Source organism: uncultured Winogradskyella sp. (assembly GCF_947498345.1).
Lineage (GTDB): Bacteria > Bacteroidota > Bacteroidia > Flavobacteriales > Flavobacteriaceae > Winogradskyella.
This window is the reverse complement of the sequence record NZ_CANMJY010000001.1, coordinates 260,440-281,196: the sequence shown is the minus strand read 5'-3', so window position 1 is coordinate 281,196 and position 20,757 is coordinate 260,440. Positions and strand designations below refer to the sequence as shown.

Below are 20,757 nucleotides of genomic sequence, written 5' to 3'. Positions count from 1 at the left end.
TAAACATTTAATAGATGTATCATAGACTTAGGCTCAGGGTTTTTAGATAAAATTGTATTATTTTTTAAAACTAAAATTCAATCCTCTTAAAAAATTAACGATTGGTTTTTCAACATAAAAAGTAATAAAATATGACAAAACTAACATTAATGTAGTAGGCACTAATAGCAAAATTATACTATTATTCACACCCAATTCTATTAATTCATATATAATAAAATAACCTATGAATTGATGTAATAAATATAGAACATATGAAATTTCTCCTACAGTAACTAAAAACTTATGATTTATCCATTTCAATCTATCGTATGCAAAAAGATAAAAAATGAAAATAAACGTTAATAGAATAATATGCTTTTGAATTGAATCAATTACAAAAAATGAAACTAAATACGACATAGCAATCAATGCATGATTCCACCATCTGGATTTTCTATATTTCAACTTATAAAAGTTAATCCCAATAACAAAAAAATAACCAAACTTCAAGTTAAACAAAACCCTTATCGGCATAATATCGTGAAAAGAATTTAGAGCAATGGCTACTAACCAAACAAAACATATTAAATCTATATGCTTTATTTTTCTCATAACAAGTAATAAGAACATCAAGAAATAAAAAGCCAATTCAGGAAGTAAAGACCAATAAACACCATCTACTCTTTTAACTCCAAATATATCTGGCACCATAGTTAAATTAACCAATAATTCACCAAAACTTCTATGGTAATTCACTAAATCACTATGTCTTATAGTAAAAAATGTAATGATTACACATATCCAAAAAATAGGATATAACCTAGAAAACCTTTTAAAAACAAATTCCAAAGGATTAGTATTATTCTTAACAGTCAAGAATATGACAAACCCACTGATAATAAAAAATAAATCCACCCCAATACCACCGAACTTAAAATTTAATAAGCCCGTTGTTAAATTAGTCTCAAAAATTTCTGAATACTTTGTTGTATAGTGAAATAACAATACAGAGATACAAGCTATTCCCCTTAGACAGTCTAATTCTTTTAATCTACCCATATTACATAATAATTGTAGCTGATACAATTAACAATCTAACTATTTTTTTAGCGCCCATCATTCTATTACAAATCTAAAATAAATCCAAGACTATACTATTGATTTAAAAGATTTAAATTAATAGCATTTCATCTTTTTATGTTTCGTAGGAAAAGTTCTTCTCAAATAATCTAATCAGCCTAGGAATTTTAAACACAAACCATTATATTTGTGTCAGTTAAACTATAAATTCCCTCAAGATAGTTTATGAGAAGCAGACGTAAGTCTATAAATTATAATTCTTTTTTCAGCAGTATCACAATACATACTGCTACCCTTTTAACCCCTTATTTTTACGACTACAGAAGTCTTTTCGGTTCATTTTCAATCGATGGAGGCATAAGATATTCTTGCTATAAATTCATTAATTACTAAAAAGAAAAGTTATGATACCTGAAACATAAAATACTCATTATTTAAGACAAACATTAATTCTTGTGACTATTTATTCAATGTATGTGTCTTATACAATAGTTAACCCTTAAATTAATAGCATTGAAAATCCCTAAGCCTCGTATGGTATTTGGCACTTAACCATACAAAAAATTCTCATTATTTAGAATTCCATTTTCATTGTTATACTGGCAAAATATCTGATTTTTTTGTTGGCCTAGACTTTTGTTGCATTCATCGAACAAAATACTACCCTCCATCGAATTAATTCATATGCTTTTGCCCCTAAAAATAATTTTGCGATTGAGTCAAAATTCAAAACAAATGATTAATAACAATGAAAAAGAATTTATTAAACCTTGCTTTAATCATCACCTCCATGTTAGGTTTTGGTCAAAGCTCTTTATACTTTGAAGATTTTACAGGACAAGCTGGTAAAGGTGCCATAGGACCAGGAGGAAACAACCCAACAATAGATATAAGCGGAGTCGATTGGTCCATTGACGTTAGTAGTGTTAACCTTGCAGACGCAAACGATTTTTTCTTTGTAAGAACCGTAGGAGGAAATGATCTACTGGAAGGGCGTGATTTAGATGGGGACGCGATTTGGTTATCACCATCTATTGATATTTCTGGTTTTACAAATGTTAGTTTTACTATTGATGTCTCAGAATCTAATGGAACTGCTAATAACAATCTGGAGGCAGATGATACCGTTACAATAGAATACAGGATTGATGCAGGAGCTTGGACAATAGCTTCAACAAATGGTACATTTTCTAATGATTACAATCTTACCGAAGCAAGTCAAACAGTACTGAGCGGGTCCTCTATAGAACTAAGAGTAACTATGCTCAACAATGGTGGTGGAGAACGTCAACGAATCGACAATATAGAAATCACAGGAACACCAGATTGTACAAATGCTTTTTCTTTACCATTCAATGAAGGATTTGAAGATAGTAGTTTTCCACCTGATTGCTGGACAACTTATCGTGGAACAAACGGTTTAGGCACTAATAACGATTGGACCTCATCAACATTAACTGCCAATACAGGTACTACATCTGCATTTGTAGAGTTTGAAGTTGTTTCTGGCGGAAACGCACAAGACTGGCTAGTCACACCAGCCATAGATTTAGGAACAGCTCAAGCACAATTACGCTTTTTTGCCAGAGATCAATTCACAGCAGATTTCAACACTGAATATACGATAAGAATTTCTCAAACTTCAGCCACAGACATTTCAAGTTTTACAACCATTCAGACCTATAATGAAACACAACTAGGAAGTCCATTCAATGAAAAGACTATTGATCTATCCATGTATTCAGGAACCGTTTACATTGCTTTTGTTATGGAACAAAATGATGGTGATAATTGGTTTTTAGACGATATATCTGTAACAGATATATCAGCATGTATAACACCAACTGATATAACTAATCTTACTGCCAGCTATATAGATGGTAATATAGATTTACAATGGACATTAAGCGATTGTTATGATGATGTGATTATAATTGGTAAAGAAGGTAGCGCCGTTACCACAGTACCTAGTGGTGATGGTAGCACCTACGTACCAAGTTCAGTTTTTGGAAGTGGTACAGAAATCACAACTGATGAATTTATAGTACTTAATAGCATTGACAGTTTTGTATCTGTGTCTAATGTTTTATTAGGTAGTACATACCATTTTGAGGTGTTTACAAGAAAAGGCACCTCTTGGAGTTCAGGAGTACCTATAAGTATTACATTAGACTATTGCTCAGTAACTGGTGGCACTACTTTTAACACTTCAATAACTCTGGTAGATTTTGGAGCTATAAATAATATTACAGGGCAAGGATCGGGTTATGATGATTTCACTTCACAGTCTACAAGCATTTCAAGAGGTGATTCTGAAGATTTAACTGTAAACCTAAATACTGATGGGGATTTTGCAGTATATAGCTATGCATGGATAGACTGGAACCAAGATGGAGATTTTGACGATAGCGGAGAAACCTACGACCTAGGAGATACTATTAACAATCCTGATGGACCAACAGCTAATAGTCCATTGACGATAACTGTCCCTAATGATGCAGAGCTAGGAGATACAAGACTTCGTGTGCTCTGTCAATATTATTTTGCTACTATCCCTACAAATGGGCCATGTGATGGCTCAACAGATGGTGAAATCGAAGATTACACAATAACCGTATTACCTAGCACAATTTACACATACGATAATGGTTGGCTACCTTCAGACCCCAATGGAGTAGCAACTACAGCTGACGATATTGTCATTGCTAACGGAGATACAACCATAACTTCAGACACTAATTGCAATACTGTAACCGTAAATCCAGGTGCTGGTTTAACAATTAATTCAGGTATTACCTTAACGGCTTTGGATGAAATTATTTTACAATCAACATCAACCAGTTATGCCAGCTTAATTCTAGATGGTAGCATATCGGGAGATGTTATTTATTTACGTCATATCAATAGTGCACCAGGTTCTGGAGCAAGTACAACAAATAACGATCTTATTAGTCCTCCTTTAAACGGTGAAAGCTTTGGTGATTTCAGAGTTGCTAATCCCAATATACTATCAGGAACTATAGGAGGTAATCCTGCGTTTTTATTTGGACCTTTTAACACCTCATCTGGTGGCTACGTTAATTATGAACCTTCTGACGATACTGAAGTTTTAGATGCCGGTGAAGGTTTTCGCACAGGATCTACAGATAATGGCACCTATAGATTTACAGGCACTATAGAAATCGGCACTGTTAGTATCCCTGTAGTTTCTGGCGGTACAAGTGATTGGAATTTAATTGGAAATCCTTACCCTAGTTACCTTAATGTACAAGCTTTTTTAAACAACACTAATAATGCTTCACTTTTAGACGAAAATGCCGTTGGTATATATGGCTATGATGGTGCAGCAAACGATGGTTGGACAATTTTTAACTTAGCAACAACAACACCTAGTACTGTCATTACTCCAGGGCAAGGTTTCTTTATTGATGCCGAAAGCACTGGATCCATTAACTTTACCCCAAGCATGCGATCTACAGGTAATAGTGATGATTTTATAGCAGGCAGAAACTCAACCCTATTAACGTATTTAAAACTATACCTAAGTGCAGGTTCAAAGAATTATCGCACGGACTTCTATTTTAATGACAATGCAAGTACTGATTTAGACTCCGGTTATGACGCCTCTGTTTGGAATAACGTACCTGAGGATTTCTCTTTACATTCATATCTGGTTGAAAATGATAATGACGTAGCAATGGCTATACAAGCATTACATAATAATGACCTATACAATGTTACTATTCCTTTAGGTGTTAATGCCAATAGTAATGAAACCTTAGAATTTTCAATCTTAGAATCTACAATTCCAGAAGGTATCAATATATACTTAGATGATACCGTAGCCGAAACCATCACCTTATTAAACAATGAAAGTTATACGATGACACCAAATACAGATTTAAATGGTAAAGGCAGATTTTATTTACGTTTCGTAAGTGAATCACTAAGTATAAACAAAACTAATTTAGAGCGTATGCAGATCTTTACTAATCAAAAACAAAGACAACTTACCATAATAGGTACTTTAGTAAATCCTGCTAAATTAGACGTATATGATCTGCAAGGTCGATTGGTAAAGTCTGTTGACTTAGCAGCAAATACAAATTCACAACATATTAATATCTCAGAGCTGTCTTCAGGTGTTTTTATTGTTGATATAAAAACGAAAAATGCTAAAAAAACCCAAAAGATAATTCTTAAGTAAAATTTTAAAACAAAAACACACCATATAAAAGGTATATTTTATCGTTAAATGGTTAGGCATAGCAAATTTCAATATGTACTAACAATAAATTCTATTGATTTACCAACAAATCCATTGTTAAATCAATAGAATTTTTATATTTGCTTATTAAGATAATCTTAACTTTCCTAAACGTTTCGATTTTTTTATACCCCTTTATCACCTAAAAAAGTAGTCCTGCTTATTACTGATCTTAGTTGCTATACTGTAACTATGGTTAATTAACTATTATATCTATATAATTATGAAAAAAATTTACATTTATTTAGCTACATTATTAGTATGTGGTTTAAGTTTTGGGCAAAGTACCATAAATATTACAACCACTGGTGGTAGTTTTCCTGGAGAAAAATGGGTAAGTATTACAACAGGTATTGATGGTAGCGGTACCCAAGTTTGGGGTCAAGGTGATGGCACACAATGTAATGGTTCTGGTCTAATCAACCAAGATATATCAATTGCACCTGGTACATATTATGTAAATTGTTACGATCAATATGATGACGGTTGGGATAGTACTTTAATAAGCGTTACTGCGTATGGATCCGTCATTGGTGATAATGGAGGTGTTTCACCTAATGATGGTGCTGACACGGACTCATCTTCTTCTTGTGAAGGAACACCAGAAGAACTGGAGGCTTCTTTTCAGATTATTGTACCTAGCCCACCTTCCTGTTTACCACCCTCTAGCTTGAATGTTGATAGTCTTACATCAGATTCCGCAACAATAAGTTGGACTGCAGGTGATACTGAGACAGATTGGGAAATTGTTGTACAAGCTGATGGACTTGGTGAACCAGGCGGTTCTGGTACATCAACAACAAATAACATTAACTATACAGATAATACTTTATCTGCTAATACACCCTACGAAATATGGGTTAGAGCAGATTGTGACGCTAATGGATTTAGTAATTGGGTGGGACCAGTTGATTTTCAAACTCCTGTAGAGAATGACGACTGTGCTAGTGCTCTAGATTATACAACTACTTTTGGCGCAATAGGTGCTTTAGGTACCTGCCCAGGAAACACACAATCACTAGACATTACTGATTATACTGATGCTGGCGAAGATCCATCTTGCGAATTTGGTTCTGATGCAGTGGCTTGGTACACCTGGACCGCAACAACAACTAGTGTAGATTTTACCTCAGGAACAGGACAACCAGGTTTAGAAATCCTGGACGGTACTTGTGGATCATTTACATCACTCGGTTGTTTAAATAATACTTCAGGAAGAATATCTGGTCTTACCATAGGTGTGACTTATTATTTAATGATATATGATGAAGGTACTTTTGGATCTACTTTAGAATGGTGTTTAGAAGAAAGTCCTTCATGTTTAGAAGTTTCTGCAATAACCATCGATGGTTTTACAGATTCATCTGTAGATGTCAATTGGACAGCAAGTGCTTCAGGTGAAACTGATTGGGAAATTATAGTTCAGGAAACAGCAACTGCTGATCCTGGCCCTGGAGATTCTGGCACTCCAGTAAATGCCACTACTGATTCTGCCCCACCATATACTGTTGGATCATTAACAGATCAAACAGCTTATGAGGTCTTTGTTAGAGCCAACTGTGGTGGAGGTGATTACGGCGCATGGGTCGGTCCTATAAACTTTACGACATCTTGTAGTGCAATTGTACCAGAGTACAACGCTGATATGTCTACCAATGTTCCTGATGTTTGTTGGGATGAGGCTGGTAGTGGTGAAGTCGCTGCTGGACCAGGTGGATTAGGAGCTTCTGACTGGCGTGACAATAGAGCTTACGCTTTCGGATCTTCAAACGCAATTAATTTATTTCAAGGTAATACGGATAGAGAATGGTTATTATCGCCAGCTTTCGATTTATCTACGGGCGGACCTTATCAATTAGAAGTCAATGTTGCCGTCACCAATTATGCTTTTTCAGGAACTACTACCACAGACGATTCTATGGGTTCTGATGATGAGGTGCAACTCCTTATAAGTACTGATGGTGGTGTAAATTGGAGTAATTTGACTACATGGAATGCAGCAAATGAGCCGGATGTCTCAGGTACAGAATATATAGAAGATTTAACAGCTTATACAGGTAATGTGCAATTTGCCATTTGGGCTTCGGATGGAACAACTGATGATTCTGAAGATTACGATTTCCATGTAGGTAAGTTTAGAGTCGTAGAGATTCCTTCAAGTGCTACAGTAGAGTTTTGTAATCTACAATTTCCAAATAGTGGTAATATAAATGAAGGTGGAACATTTACAGCTTTCGCACAAATTTTCCAAACTGGAGTTACAGAATCTGCTGGTCAAGGAGCAGATATTGAGGCTTGGATAGGATATAGTACTACAGACGCCACAACAGTTACTGACTTTGAAACGGCTTCATGGACATGGGTTCCTGCAACATACAATAATGATCAAGGTAATAATGATGAATATCAGGCTGAAATTGGCTCAGCTTTATCTGGCGGTCAGTACTATTATGTCAGTAGATTTAGGTATGATGATGGTGTTTATGCTTATGGAGGTATAAACCCTGGTAGTAGTGGAGGAAATTTCTGGGATGGCACATTATATGTTTCAGGGTTACTTGACGTAGTACCTACCCCTCCGACTACAGCTGCTACTATAAACATTAACGGATGCGGAGATTCTGGTACAAATAGCGGAGCCTACGATGCTAGTACTCAAAACATAGTTTGGGTAGAATTAGCCTATGACGGTAATTGCCAGGAAATTACAGTAGATACAGAAACAACTGCTATTTCAGGTTCTAATTTTAACGATGATGACACTGAGATAGCACTCTATGATGCGTTTGGTAATTTATTAGGTAGTAATGATGATGGTGGTACAGGTAGTAGAAGCTCATTAACCCTTGATGGTTTAGCTGCTGGCACGTATTATATTGCCGCTGGAGCTTATAACATGACCTTTGGCGCTACAGACTTTAATGTCACATCAGTTAACACTGCTGAAACTGGTACTTTAGTCGTAAATGCAAGTACACCAAACACACCTGATTATGTAAACTTACAATTTCCAGGTACGGCTACAATAACAGCTGGAGGTACTGCTAATGTTTTTGCTCAAATTTTTGAAGCAGGAAATACTCCAGGTGCAGGTGCCGGAACAAACATTACTGCCGAAATTGGCATTAGTTCAGTTGACGCAACCACAGTTGCTGATTTTGAAACTGTAAACTGGACATGGACTGCTGCACCTTATTTTGGTGAGGTAGGTAATAATGATGAGTACTCTTTAGCTATTGGAGCGTCACTAGCTCCCGGCACATACTATTATGTGAGTCGATTTAGTGTCGACGGAGGTCCTTTTGCTTATGGTGGTAATGATATTTCTGACGGTGACGGAGGTGATGCTTGGGATGGAGTGAGTTTTGTATCTGGTGTTTTAACCGTAAATGCAAAACCAGAACCTACAAACCATGTACTTACGTTTGCAGCAGTTGCAGATTCTGATACTGAAATTACATTGACCTGGAGCGATAATGATGGTGCACAACCTGCAGATGGCTTCTTAATCGTTGGTAAAACAGGCGCAGCTTCATTCTATGTTCCTGTAGATGGCACTGATGATTCTGATGACACAGACTGGTCCGATGACGAAGCTGAAGTCAAAGTAGCATCTGGTGTGCAGACCTATACATTTACGGGCTTAAATGCAAGTACCTTATATGAATTTGAAATTTATCCTTATACTAACAGTGGAGGCACTATTGATTATAAAACGGATGCTACGGTACCTAGCGCTAGTGCTACTACTGATGTTGATCCATGCTCAATTGCGATAACTACTTATCCATTTACTGATGATTTCTCGGCAGATAACCCTTGTTATTCTTTTGATATAATTTCCGGTTCCACGAATTGGGTTAGAGATCCAGCTGGTGGTTCAGGCGATATATTGGCGCCTAATAGTGCACCAGGATTTATGGAGAAAAGTTTTTCGAGTTCAGATGCATTATTAATATCTCCTGTATTTGACTTTACAGCTTTGGGTACAGATGGTAGAATAAGAGTATTTTTACATAGAGACCCTGATGCTGATGCTGATGACAGATATAGAGTGTTTGCAAATACAACTAACTCTTTAGCTGGCGCAACTCAGATTTTTGAATTATTTTCATTAACAACTACTGCACCAACAGTACCTTCTCAAGGTTGGTATGAATATACTATTGATATACCGAGTAGTTTTAATACAAGTAATTCTGTATATATTATTTTCCAAGGTACAACTTCAGCAGGTTTCTCTTCTTATGATTTAGGAATTGATGACTTTGTAGTTGAAGCTATTCCAACTCCTGTGACTTATACATTTAATGGAGCTTGGTCGCCAAGTGATCCTAATGGAGCAGCAACAGCTATTGATGATATTGTTGTTACTTCTGGTAATGCAATCATATCGTCTAACACAGATTGTAATGATGTGACTGTAAATCCTGGAGCGGCTTTAACAGTTAATACAGGTATTACATTAACTGTTAATAATAATGCTACTTTAGAATCTATTTCTAACAATTACTCTAATTTAATGTTAGAAGGTTCTATTTCTGGTACGGTAATTTACGAGCGCTATGTTAATGCCAATGCTGGAGGAAATGACCTCATTACACCTCCACTTGCTGGGCAAACATGGGCAGACTTCCGTACTTCTGGTACAAATGCTGCTGATTTATTAGATGATGGTAATACGAGCCCAACCACATATGCTTTTGGTCCGTTTGATAAAACCACAGATGATTGGGTTAATTATACAGATGCTACCGTAGCAACATTAGATAGCGGAACAGGCTATAGAGCTGGTACAGATAGTGGAACTACCTTAAGTTTTACGGGTACGGTAGTCACTTCGCAAGTTGCTATTAATATTCTAGATACTGGTGCTAATTTCCCAGATTGGAATTTAATTGGTAATCCATACACTACTTACTTAGATATGAGTACTTTCCTTAGTTTTGATATTGATGGTGCTGGTCCTAATACAGAAACTAATATTGATATCTTAGAGGATGTCTCAGGTATCTATGGTTATGATGGTAGTGCATCAGACGGATGGGATGTTATTACGCTTGCAAATGCAGCCTCTAAAGACATGGCACCTGGACAAGGTTTCTTTGTAGCAGCTAACGACGCATTTGTTGCAAGTCATGATATTACCTTCGACCCTTCTATGCGAGTAGTAAGTTCTGGTGATGACTTTATTGCTGGTCGAGGTACAAGTGAATTAATGTTCTTTAAATTAAATGCGAGCACGTCAACAAAAGACTATACGACGCAATTCTATTTTAATGATAATGCTACACAAGGTCTAGATCATGGTTATGACGCTAAGCTTTGGGGTGGAGTAATACCGAGTTTTGCACTGTACTCAAACTTAGTACAAGATAATACTGGTTTACCAATAGCATTACAAGCATTAAAGCCTTCAGATTTAGTTGATGTTACAATTCCGTTAGGAGTTAGCGCTAATTCTGGAGAGCAATTGACATTTACGATTTCAGAAACTACATTGCCTGCTACAATAGATGTATATTTAGATGACACTTTAAACAATACATCAACATTACTAAATGCAGCTGATTATGTCACTACTCCAGTTTCAGATATATCTGGTACAGGACGTTTTTACCTAAGGTTTGCAGAGCAGGCACTGTCTAATAATGACTTTGATTTTGACGCTATTAAGATTTATACAAAGCCAACTCCTAGAGCACTATTTATACAAGGTGTTCTTAACGGAGAGACCACTGCAAAAATCTTTGACTTACAAGGACGTCTAGTACATCGTTCAGTATTAAACAGCAACCGTTTGGTTAATGAAATTGATGCTACAGATTTCTCCGATGGAGTTTATGTGGTGACGTTAAGTAACGGTACACAAGAAAAATCACAAAAAGTGATTATTAGATAATACTTTAAAATATATTTAAATTTTAAGCGCATCCAAATATGGATGCGCTTTTCTTTTTGGCCCCTTTAAAATAGCCTATTTAGATATAGTGACGTATTAGTGAATTTAGTGTCATAAGCTTAAGGATTAACCGTTTGTTAATATTATTTTAGGGTTTAGGAAACAAGTTTTTGTACCTTTACCGTCCAGATTTATTATAAATAATAAAAAAAACATGCTTTGATATGAAGAATTTTTACACACTTTTAATTACACTTTTAATTACCAGCTACGGGTTTGGGCAAGAAATAGTTGCTATATCCGGGAGGCAATCTTCGCAAGCTGCAACAGTTTCTAATATTTCAGCTAATGCGCTCTCTAGAGGTTCGGGAATTAACTCTACTGGCACTTCTACGTTTAATAGTACTGGATGGACGACTTCTACATCGTTAGACACCAACGATTATATTGAATGGAGCGTAACTGCAGATGTAGGTTTTACAGTTACAGTAAATAATGTTGAAATTGATTATGATAGAAGTAGTAATGGTCCTACCAATGTGTCTATACGTACAAGTTTAGATAGCTTTACCTCTGATATCTTTACTGACACAAGTGTTAATGCGAGTGGTGAAATTGTTAATTTCAGTACAAGTTTGACTTCAACCGATGGAGGTACAATTACATTTAGATTATATGGTTATGATGCTGCTACTGCTGGTGGAACTTTTGATATTGAGGATGATTTAGGCACCGTTTTAGGGCAATCACAAGTAGGTGTAATTCTTAGTGGTACTGTTGATGCCGCATCCTCTTGTACAGCGCCATCAACTCAAGCCTCAGCTTATAATACAACATCTATTGGTACGACATCTGCAACATTAAACTGGACATCAGGTGATGGTGACGAGGTTTTGGTAGTGGTAAAAGAAGGGTCTGCTGTAGATACTAACCCAACTAATGGGACATCGTATACTGGAAATACTGTTTTTACTTCAGGAGATGAAATAGGTACTGGAAATTATGTTGTACAATCTGGTTCTGCAACGAGTTCTGTTAGTATAACTGGTTTAACTGAATCAACGACATATCATGTCGCCATATACGAATATAATACTATAGATACATGTTACAATCTAACTGAATTAACTGGAAATTTCACAACTGATTGCTCAACGCCAACAGATGTTTCTACATTTACTGCTGTTGCAGATAATGCTACAGTTGATTTAAGTTGGGCTAATGGTAGTTGTTTTGATGAAATTTTAGTTATCGCTAAAGCTGGTTCTGCAGTAACAGTAACACCTACTGGTGATGGAACAGCTTATACCGCTGATGCTGCTTTTGCTTCTGGTACAGATTTAGGAACTGGTGAATATGCCGTATATAAAGGAACTGGCACATCAGTTATGGTTACTGGATTAACAAATGGTACAACATATCATTTCACAGCTTTTGCACGTAAAGTGACTACTTGGAGTGCTGGTATGTCAAATTCTGCTACACCTAATTTAGTTGAGGAAGCTGTTGCAGGTGATTTAATTATTACCGAAGTTTCTGGTGATGATTCAGCCTCTGGAAATGACAATGGTTATATGGAGATATACAATCGAAGTAATAAAATTATAAACCTAGATAATATTGAAGCTAGATATTTCAATTCGAATCCTGGTAATTCTACTCAGCAAGTTACCCTAAGTGGAACATTGGCTCCTGGAGGTTTTATTATTGTTACTCAAAATTCTGGAAATTATACTACTGAATATACTGATACTGCTGATGCTACTGGCAGTAGTTTCTTTTTTAATGGAGGTGATGACGGTTGTGATGTGTTCCATACTACCAATGGAGTTATAGATCAATTTAATGATAATGGAAGTGGTCAAAGCCCGTGGAACTGGAACGACAATTTTTCTTATAAAAGAAATTCTTCTGATAGTGGAGCAATTCAAGATAATTGGACAGCAGATGGAACAAATAATAACCCAAGAACAAAACCCAATTTATATTTTTGGACAGGAGATAGTGATAGTTCATGGACTAATACTGGAAACTGGGATGAGGGTTCAGCACCATCAAATACAACAGATGTTATAATTACCAATCAAACAAATACACCTTCAATTTCTACAAGTATTGCTATTTCTAACTTAACGATTGAAACTAACGGCAATCTAACTGTTGAAAAAACAGGTAATCTTGAAGCTTCTGGAAATCTTAATAATAATGAAGATTTAACTTTAGAATCAGATTCGAATGAATATTCTAGCCTAATTGTAGATGGTACGGTTTCTGGATCCGTAAGTTACGAAAGATATGTAAACAGTAATGACGCTGTAAATGGTAATGACTTAATTAGTGCACCTGTTTCTGGTCAGGCTTTTGATATATTTATTGGAAATAACACTAATATTTTAGCCAATTCTGGTGGACCAGAAGTTTTATTTGGTGGTTTTGACAATGATAGTAGTACAGATCCTTACGAGTTATGGAATGACACTGACACTACACCATTAACTGCTGGTGTCGGTTATCGTTCTGGTATAGACGAAGCTGCAAGCTCTAATCTGGTTACTTTTGAAGGTACTGTTAATACAAGCTTAGTAGAAGTAGCTATAGACCAAGGAACGGCTAGTATTTTAAATTTAATCGGCAACCCATTCCCTTCTTATTTGGATGCACAAGCATTTTTATCAGAAAATGCAATTTTATTAGACCCAAGCGCTCAAGTAATCTATGGTTATAATGATAGTACAGATGGAACTTCTGCTGGTGATTATACTATTATAAGTAGTTTAGTGAATACAGATTTAGACATTGCACCTGGGCAAGGCTTTTTCGTTGCATCTAATTCTACTGGTGGTAACATTCAATTTACAACAAGTACTCCAGATATGCGTATAACGTCTACTGATGACGACTTTATTGCTGGAAGGGATGCCGCTACAGCTATTACTAACATAAAATTAGATCTTAGCAATACTTCGGATAATTTTCTTACTGATATTTTCTTTACCGAATTTTCTGGTTTAGGTTTAGATCCTGGATATGATGCAAGTTTACTAGGTGGTACTGCACCAGCATTTGCACTATACACGCATTTAGTACAAGAAAATATGGGGCTACCATTTGCAATTCAGGCCCTTGGAAAAGTAGACTATGGAAGTATTACAATCCCATTAGGAGTTAATGCTAATCAAGGTGAGCAACTAACATTTAGCATCACAGAAAACACATTACCAAGTACTGTAAACGTATATTTAGATGATAACGTGGCTAACACTACCACTCTATTGAATTCTAGTGATTATGTTTTAACTCCAACCACAAACTTGAGTAATACAGGGCGTTTCTACCTAAGATTTGCAGATAGTGCATTATCTACATCAGAAAACAATTTTGAAGATATAAACATATATACAAATCATGTTAATCGTACAATTCATATAGCAGGACAGTTATTAGAAGACACTGTAGCCAACGTTTATGACATTCAGGGACGACTAGTTACCTCTAAAACTTTAGCTTCAGACACTACATTACAAACTATTAATGCAAGTTCTTTAGGTACTGGTATTTATGTTATAAAACTGTCTAGTAAAAACCAAGTTAGAGCAGAAAAAATTATTTTAAAATAAAATCATCTATTAAATACTTACGTAAGTATTATGAAAAGAGAGATTTTTTTAATTATATTACACACATGTTTATAAAAAATCTCTCTTTAAAATAGATATAGAGTTTATTTTTAAAGTAAACCTTTTAACATTTTTCATTGTTAAATAAATTATTTTATTATTTTTGAATCAAATTTAGGCAAGTGCCATGAAGAAAGACAACCATACAGATAAAATCACACGTAAAGATGCCATTAAAAAAATGGGCAAATATGCTGCATTAACAGCTGTTGGAACTTTCGTGATTTTAAACCCACTTAAAGCGCAATCGTCTTCTCCACCAGATCCGGGTGGAAATCCTTTCGATTAATTTTCCGTATCATATTTTGAATAACGACTTAGCACCAACATATCAAAGGTTGTTTGGTCATCATTGGGTATTGTGGTATTCTAAATCTAATAGCTATAGTATTGTAGAATTAGAGTTTAAAATATTACTAGATTACTATTTTCAATCAAACTCTATAAATGAATTTGCTCATAATATTGCATTGAATAATGATGTATCAGACCCAATTATAATTGCAAAACAACTTCAATCATATTTAAAGGATTGTAATACTACTAAGCCGTTTATTGAAAAGGCAAATCTTGAGTTTAAAACTTCACGAAGTAAAATATCTAAACAATATAAGGTAAAAGGCAAAATGATTCAGATTAACTATGATTCTGAATTAGTAAAAAAAACCGTACACCCATCAATAGCACATCTTGAAGTAAAACAAAAAGGAGAAACGCAAATTGTTTTTGATATTTACTTAGATAATGATCAATTATGCTTATTTAGAGATAAACAATTAGTTAGAACAGTACCTAAACGCGATTACCATCTATTACAAGGTAAGTTTATTATGCAGTTACTTTCTGTAATACATGATAAACAAGAATCTGAATGGCTAGGAACATTTCATGGATCTACGATAACTGATGGTCATAATTCAATTTTATTTGTAGGCCAATCTGGAAAAGGAAAAAGCACACTATGCGCTATACTGGCAGCAAATGGTTACGAGTTATTAGCAGATGATGTCTCACCTATGCTTTCCAAAGATTGTCATATCTACCATAACCCTTCAGCTATATCTATAAAAAAAGGTGCATTTGACACATTAAAATCTGAGGTAGATAATTTTGACAAATTACCAATAACTATTTTTAATAAAAACAAAGGAGCTTTAAAATATGTTCCTTTCCCAAATACAAAGAAAGATAGCTATCCGTGTAGAGCCATAGTTATGGTAAATTATGATCATAATGCTAAATTAAGATTAGAGCATATATCAATAAAAACACTTTTAGAAACATTTATACCAGATTCTTGGTTATCACCTAACCCCTTGCATGCAAAACAGTTTTTAGATTGGTTAGATACTATTGACATCTATGAACTAACTTACAGTGAAAAGAATAGTGTTATAATAGAGCTGTCTTCACTTTTTGAAAAGCTAAAGAAAAACTAATAATACTTATATTAGAGCTTTATTTTAAAGTTTATGGATAATCTAGCCATCACATACAAGCATATTGCAGATATCCTAAGTTTTGAAACTATAGATACCGAATTAGAAAAAACCCTAAGCCATTCAAAATTTAATTGGGATGCCATTGTTGTCGAAGGTAGTAAGCATTTGGTTTTACCAGCATTGTATTGCAGACTTAAAACTAAGCAATTGCTTCATGTTTTACCAAATGAGTTAAACACTTACTTAGAGGAAATTACAACAATTAACAGAAATAGAAATACATCTATATTAACTCAAATTCACTTATTATCTAAATTATTTAATCAGCATAATATTAATCACCTATTTCTAAAAGGTACAGCACTTTTAGTGGCTGATTATTATGATGACATTGCCGAACGTATGATTGGCGATATTGATATCCTGGTAGACTTAAGCCAAATAGAATCAGCTTATAAGCTGTTAAAAAGCAATGCTTATATTCCTATAAAACAAACTTTTGGCCACACATTTTTTGAGCATAAACATTTACCAAGATTAAAAACAAAACAACATATCTGTGCTGTGGAATTGCATAGGAAACTATTTGTGTCATATAAGGACAAAAATCTCACTAACGAAAATCTTCTGGCGTGTAAACAGAAAAAAAACAATATATCAATTCCTTCTAAAGAGCATCTTTTAAATCACAATATTCTTAACTACCAAATCAATGATCATGGGCATTTATATAACAGTATAAGTTTTAAGTCTATTTACGATACTATTTCTTTATTAAGGAAACATACTATGCCTATAAAGGCTTATAAGAGTAGGGTTTTTAAAAAATATTTCAGGTTAGCTGGGTTATTCTTTGAGGATATAGAAAAAGTGAGTGGTTTAAAACAAAATTTTACTATATATTTTTATACTTTTAAGCTAAAGCATATTAAATTTTATAAGTTTTGGAACAGATTATTAAAACTGATTCATTTTTTCACAATTTTATTAAAACGAATCCCACAATTCTTAACTAACAAAGCTTACAGAAATGCATTATTTGCTGACAGAAAGCGCGTTTTCAAGTATTTTATATCAGTTTTGAACAATTCTTAAATTTTTTTAATGATATTTGCAGCAATAACTTTGTGTGATTATTTGTTTTATACACCATAAAGTTTAACTTTGATTTTTAAAATATATTTTTCTCATGAGGAAGTTACTATTATTAACAGCGCTATTAACCTTTTCCCTACACTCATTTGGACAAACAAACGATGATAAGCAATGGTTTGGAAGCGTCGGTTTAAATGCTATTAACAGTCAAGGTTCGCGTTCACCTGTTGGAGAAATTGGCGATTGGGCAATCAATGTACCTGTTTCGCTTGCAGTTGAAGTAGGTTGGACTTCTGGGTTGTCTATTGAACAAGCCTTTACTTTAAATTCTTTTAGTAAAGGAGACGAGATAGACAATTTCGAATTACAAGATGATTATACCTATTTTTCATTTGACACCCATGCTAAATATTATTTTGGCAAGCATCTTTTTCCTAGCGCAAGTTGGATAGATTTTTATGGCAATGCTGGTGTCGGATTTTTCCATATCGACAACACCAATGTTTCTCTTAATCTTGGTGGTGGTGTTTTATTTTGGTTAAACAGAAGACAAACATTTGGAATTAGAGCGCAAGTTATAGGTAAGTTTGCTTTAGATCATTCTGATAGCGGACTTGATAATAATCATTACCAAACTCATATACAAGCTATATTTGCATTGTAAAAATTTTAAAATATTATATATAAAAAAGTCTCATTTTTTAAAAAAATGAGACTTTTTTATTAGACCTAATTAACACTCAAAAAATTAATTAATCTAGTCCATATCAAAACGGACTCCGACTGAAATATTGTTTTGGTCAATTGCTTGATTTTTAAACAAAGGATTAAGATCGTATTTAACATATAAAGCTACCTCACCAAGTGCTACATAACCACTTAAACCATAAACAAAGCTACTAACTTCAAAACCACCACGTTGTTTATCTTTAATACGATTACCATCTTCCTTATACTTTAGTTTTTGCATACTCCCAATATTAAGACCTGCATAACCACCTAAACCTACTTTTAGTTTCCTATGCGTAGAATATCTAAAATAATCTTCCTTTTCAATCTTTTTAGATGGCCCGAACTCTATATGTACAGGAAACACTAAATTGGTAGTTCTAAACTTCGCTTTGTTTAGATTAGATGGGAACTCTTGTAAAGAAATTTCATCGTCATTATTTACAAAGTATTGGTCATCCTTAATATCCAATTTGTTCCATTGAAATGAAAAGCCATATTTTAATCTCCAAAAGTTTGTATTGTCAAAGATTCTAGTTTTCCAGGCATAACCCAATTCTATAAATCCAGAACCTCCTATTTTGTATGGCGAATCGTCTATACTCTCACCTTCTATTAAAGCATTATTAAAACCTATAGCAAAAACAACATCTTGAGTAGTTCTCCTATCGTATTTTCTCGGTTTATTTTTTTTTCCTAATCTAATAGCTGTCCATTCATCATCATCATCTCCAAATGAAATAGAGATGTACCCATTAGAATCATCATTAGCTTCATAAGTTGATTCATTTCTGGCAAGAAGTGCTATTTTGTTATCGATGATTGCTAATCTATTTTCGATATTTGCCGCTCGTTTCTTGGCAGCTTCCTTTTTTAATTTTTCAGCTTTAGCAGCAGTAATTTGTTTGTCATCTAAGCGTTGATTAATCGCTTCAATTTCTTGTTTTAAAAACTCGCGTTCCTCTTTTTCTATTTTTGATTTCAAATCTTTAAGCGCTTCAATTTTATACTGATTTGAAGACTTTTTTGTACTATCTATTTTTGTTTCTTGAGCATTTGCTATAGCTACCGTTAATGATAAAATTAGATATACTACTAATCGTGTAATTGTGTTCATAACTGTTCGTTTTTTGATGATTTATGTTTATTTAATTTGATTCTTATTTTAGTTGTTACGTTCAGCAACTGTAGTTTTTACTGTTTCGTAACTATCTTTAAGGGCTTCAAACACTTTACTTCTAAAGGATTGCCCCATTTCGTCTTCTACATTTTGTAGTAATGAATTGGCATCAACAGTTTTGCTGGTTTCTTTTTGTAATTTGTCTTTAAAAAGTTCTTTACTTGCCAACTTTAGTAATGAATCTACTTCTCTATCTGTAACTGACTTATTTTCTTCTTTAAATTCTTTTAGAGCATCAACAACTATAGTTGTATTGATTGTCGCTTCTTTTGAATTGTCTTGTTCTTTATTAATAGTTTCTGTTTTTGCCTTCTCTATTGTGCTATTACCTGCTAACTTAGCTTTAGGCTGTTGTTTTTTATTAATTACTGATTTATAATTAATTATTTGTGCTTTCTCTGTAACTTCTTCAATTTCTTTTTTTGTTTCAATCTGCTCATCTTCTATTACAAAATCATTTACTATGATCTCATTAATATTTGGCTGCAGGTCTTCAATTTTAGTTTCGATAGTTTCTTCTTCTACCAACTGTGGTACAGTATTATTAGTAGCTTTAGTCCCAAATGTTTGAACTGCAATGGCAAACATAATAATTAAACCTGCAGCAATGCCCATCCACCAAAACCATGGATTCTTAGATTTCTTTTCATCAGCTTCTAATCGTTCAGATAATTTTGCCCAACTATCTGCTGATGGCGATATGCTGCGTTTTTCGAGCTTATCCTTTAACTGTTCTTCAAATTTAATTGGTGCCATAACTATCGTTATTTAATTCTTTAATTTTTTTCTGAAGCATTTGTCGTGCTTTAAATAATTGCGATTTTGAAGTACCTTCTGAAATCCTTAATAAGTCTGCAATTTCATAATGTTTATACCCTTCTATCGCATACATTACAAATATCATTTTGTAGCCTTCTGGTAGACTATCTATCAATTGTTGAATTTCTGCAACTTCAATATTTGTCTTAATATTATTGGTGTAATCGTGTTCTAAATATTCATCTTCCGTTGCAAACTCAATATTTTTTTTCTGTCTTAAATAAGAGATTGCTTCTCTCACCATAATTCGTCTTATCCAACCTTCAAAACTGCCTTCGTTTTTATATGTTTTAAGGTATTTAAACACCTTAAAAAAACCGTTCAACATTACTTCTTCTGCCTGATGTACATCTTTTATATAATATCTACAGACACTCAACATTTTTGGTGCATGTAATTCATACAATACATGCTGTGCCTCGCGATTATTTTTCGCAGCTCTTTGTATAAGTTTAGTTTCGTTTTTATGAAGTTGAATAACTTTCATTTTGTTGATTACAATTGCACTTCTATTTATATAGACGCAATAGTTATGCTAATGGTTGTCTGGAAAGTAAAAAAAATTTCAAATAATACACAAAATA

11 protein-coding genes are annotated in these 20,757 nt (G+C 34.1%); 7 read left to right on the top strand and 4 right to left on the bottom strand.

The features are described from left to right. Positions 1-57 precede the first annotated feature (57 nt). Complete coding sequence (locus Q0912_RS01210; RefSeq protein WP_299111120.1) at positions 58-1,041, bottom strand: acyltransferase; 984 nt, start codon at positions 1,039-1,041, stop codon at positions 58-60. A 769-nt stretch (positions 1,042-1,810) separates the two neighbouring features. Between Q0912_RS01210 and Q0912_RS01205 the strand changes: the two genes are divergently transcribed. The 7 genes from Q0912_RS01205 to Q0912_RS01175 all read left to right on the top strand — a co-directional run bounded on the left by Q0912_RS01205 (position 1,811) and on the right by Q0912_RS01175 (position 18,109). After that, a complete protein-coding gene (locus Q0912_RS01205) occupies positions 1,811-5,269 on the top strand; it encodes a choice-of-anchor J domain-containing protein (protein ID WP_299111117.1) in 3,459 nt (1,152 codons plus the stop codon). Positions 5,270-5,552: 283 nt separating this feature from the next. Then, positions 5,553-11,231, top strand: coding sequence for a T9SS type A sorting domain-containing protein (locus Q0912_RS01200; RefSeq protein WP_299111115.1), 5,679 nt, complete (start codon positions 5,553-5,555; stop codon positions 11,229-11,231). A 224-nt stretch (positions 11,232-11,455) separates the two neighbouring features. Next, positions 11,456-14,848 (top strand): T9SS type A sorting domain-containing protein, encoded by a 3,393-nt coding sequence (locus Q0912_RS01195; protein ID WP_299111113.1) that lies wholly within the window; start codon positions 11,456-11,458, stop codon positions 14,846-14,848. Between the two features lie 187 nt (positions 14,849-15,035). Next, positions 15,036-15,197, top strand: a complete 162-nt coding sequence (locus Q0912_RS01190; protein ID WP_202913882.1) for a hypothetical protein — start codon at positions 15,036-15,038, stop codon at positions 15,195-15,197. A gap of 16 nt (positions 15,198-15,213) precedes the next feature. Continuing rightward, positions 15,214-16,347 carry a hypothetical protein gene (locus Q0912_RS01185; protein WP_299111107.1) on the top strand — a complete coding sequence of 378 codons (1,134 nt, stop codon included), beginning with the start codon at positions 15,214-15,216 and terminating at the stop codon, positions 16,345-16,347. A gap of 33 nt (positions 16,348-16,380) precedes the next feature. Continuing rightward, entirely contained in the window at positions 16,381-17,445 is a 1,065-nt protein-coding gene (locus Q0912_RS01180) for a nucleotidyltransferase family protein (RefSeq protein WP_299111105.1), read from the top strand. A gap of 94 nt (positions 17,446-17,539) precedes the next feature. Next, positions 17,540-18,109: a hypothetical protein gene (locus tag Q0912_RS01175; RefSeq protein WP_299111103.1), complete on the top strand. Its 570-nt coding sequence runs from the start codon at positions 17,540-17,542 to the stop codon at positions 18,107-18,109. A 93-nt stretch (positions 18,110-18,202) separates the two neighbouring features. Here Q0912_RS01175 and Q0912_RS01170 read toward each other — a convergent pair whose 3' ends face one another. The 3 genes from Q0912_RS01170 to Q0912_RS01160 are packed head-to-tail and all read right to left on the bottom strand — an operon-like array spanning position 18,203 to position 20,660. Next, on the bottom strand, positions 18,203-19,291 hold the full coding sequence (locus tag Q0912_RS01170) for a hypothetical protein (RefSeq protein WP_299111101.1): 1,089 nt from the start codon (positions 19,289-19,291) through the stop codon (positions 18,203-18,205). 48 nt (positions 19,292-19,339) lie between these two features. Beyond that, positions 19,340-20,110: a hypothetical protein gene (locus Q0912_RS01165; protein WP_299111099.1), complete on the bottom strand. Its 771-nt coding sequence runs from the start codon at positions 20,108-20,110 to the stop codon at positions 19,340-19,342. Beyond that, positions 20,097-20,660, bottom strand: coding sequence for an RNA polymerase sigma factor (locus Q0912_RS01160; RefSeq protein WP_299111098.1), 564 nt, complete (start codon positions 20,658-20,660; stop codon positions 20,097-20,099). Before Q0912_RS01160 ends, Q0912_RS01165 begins: the two co-directional genes overlap by 14 nt. Positions 20,661-20,757 lie beyond the last annotated feature (97 nt).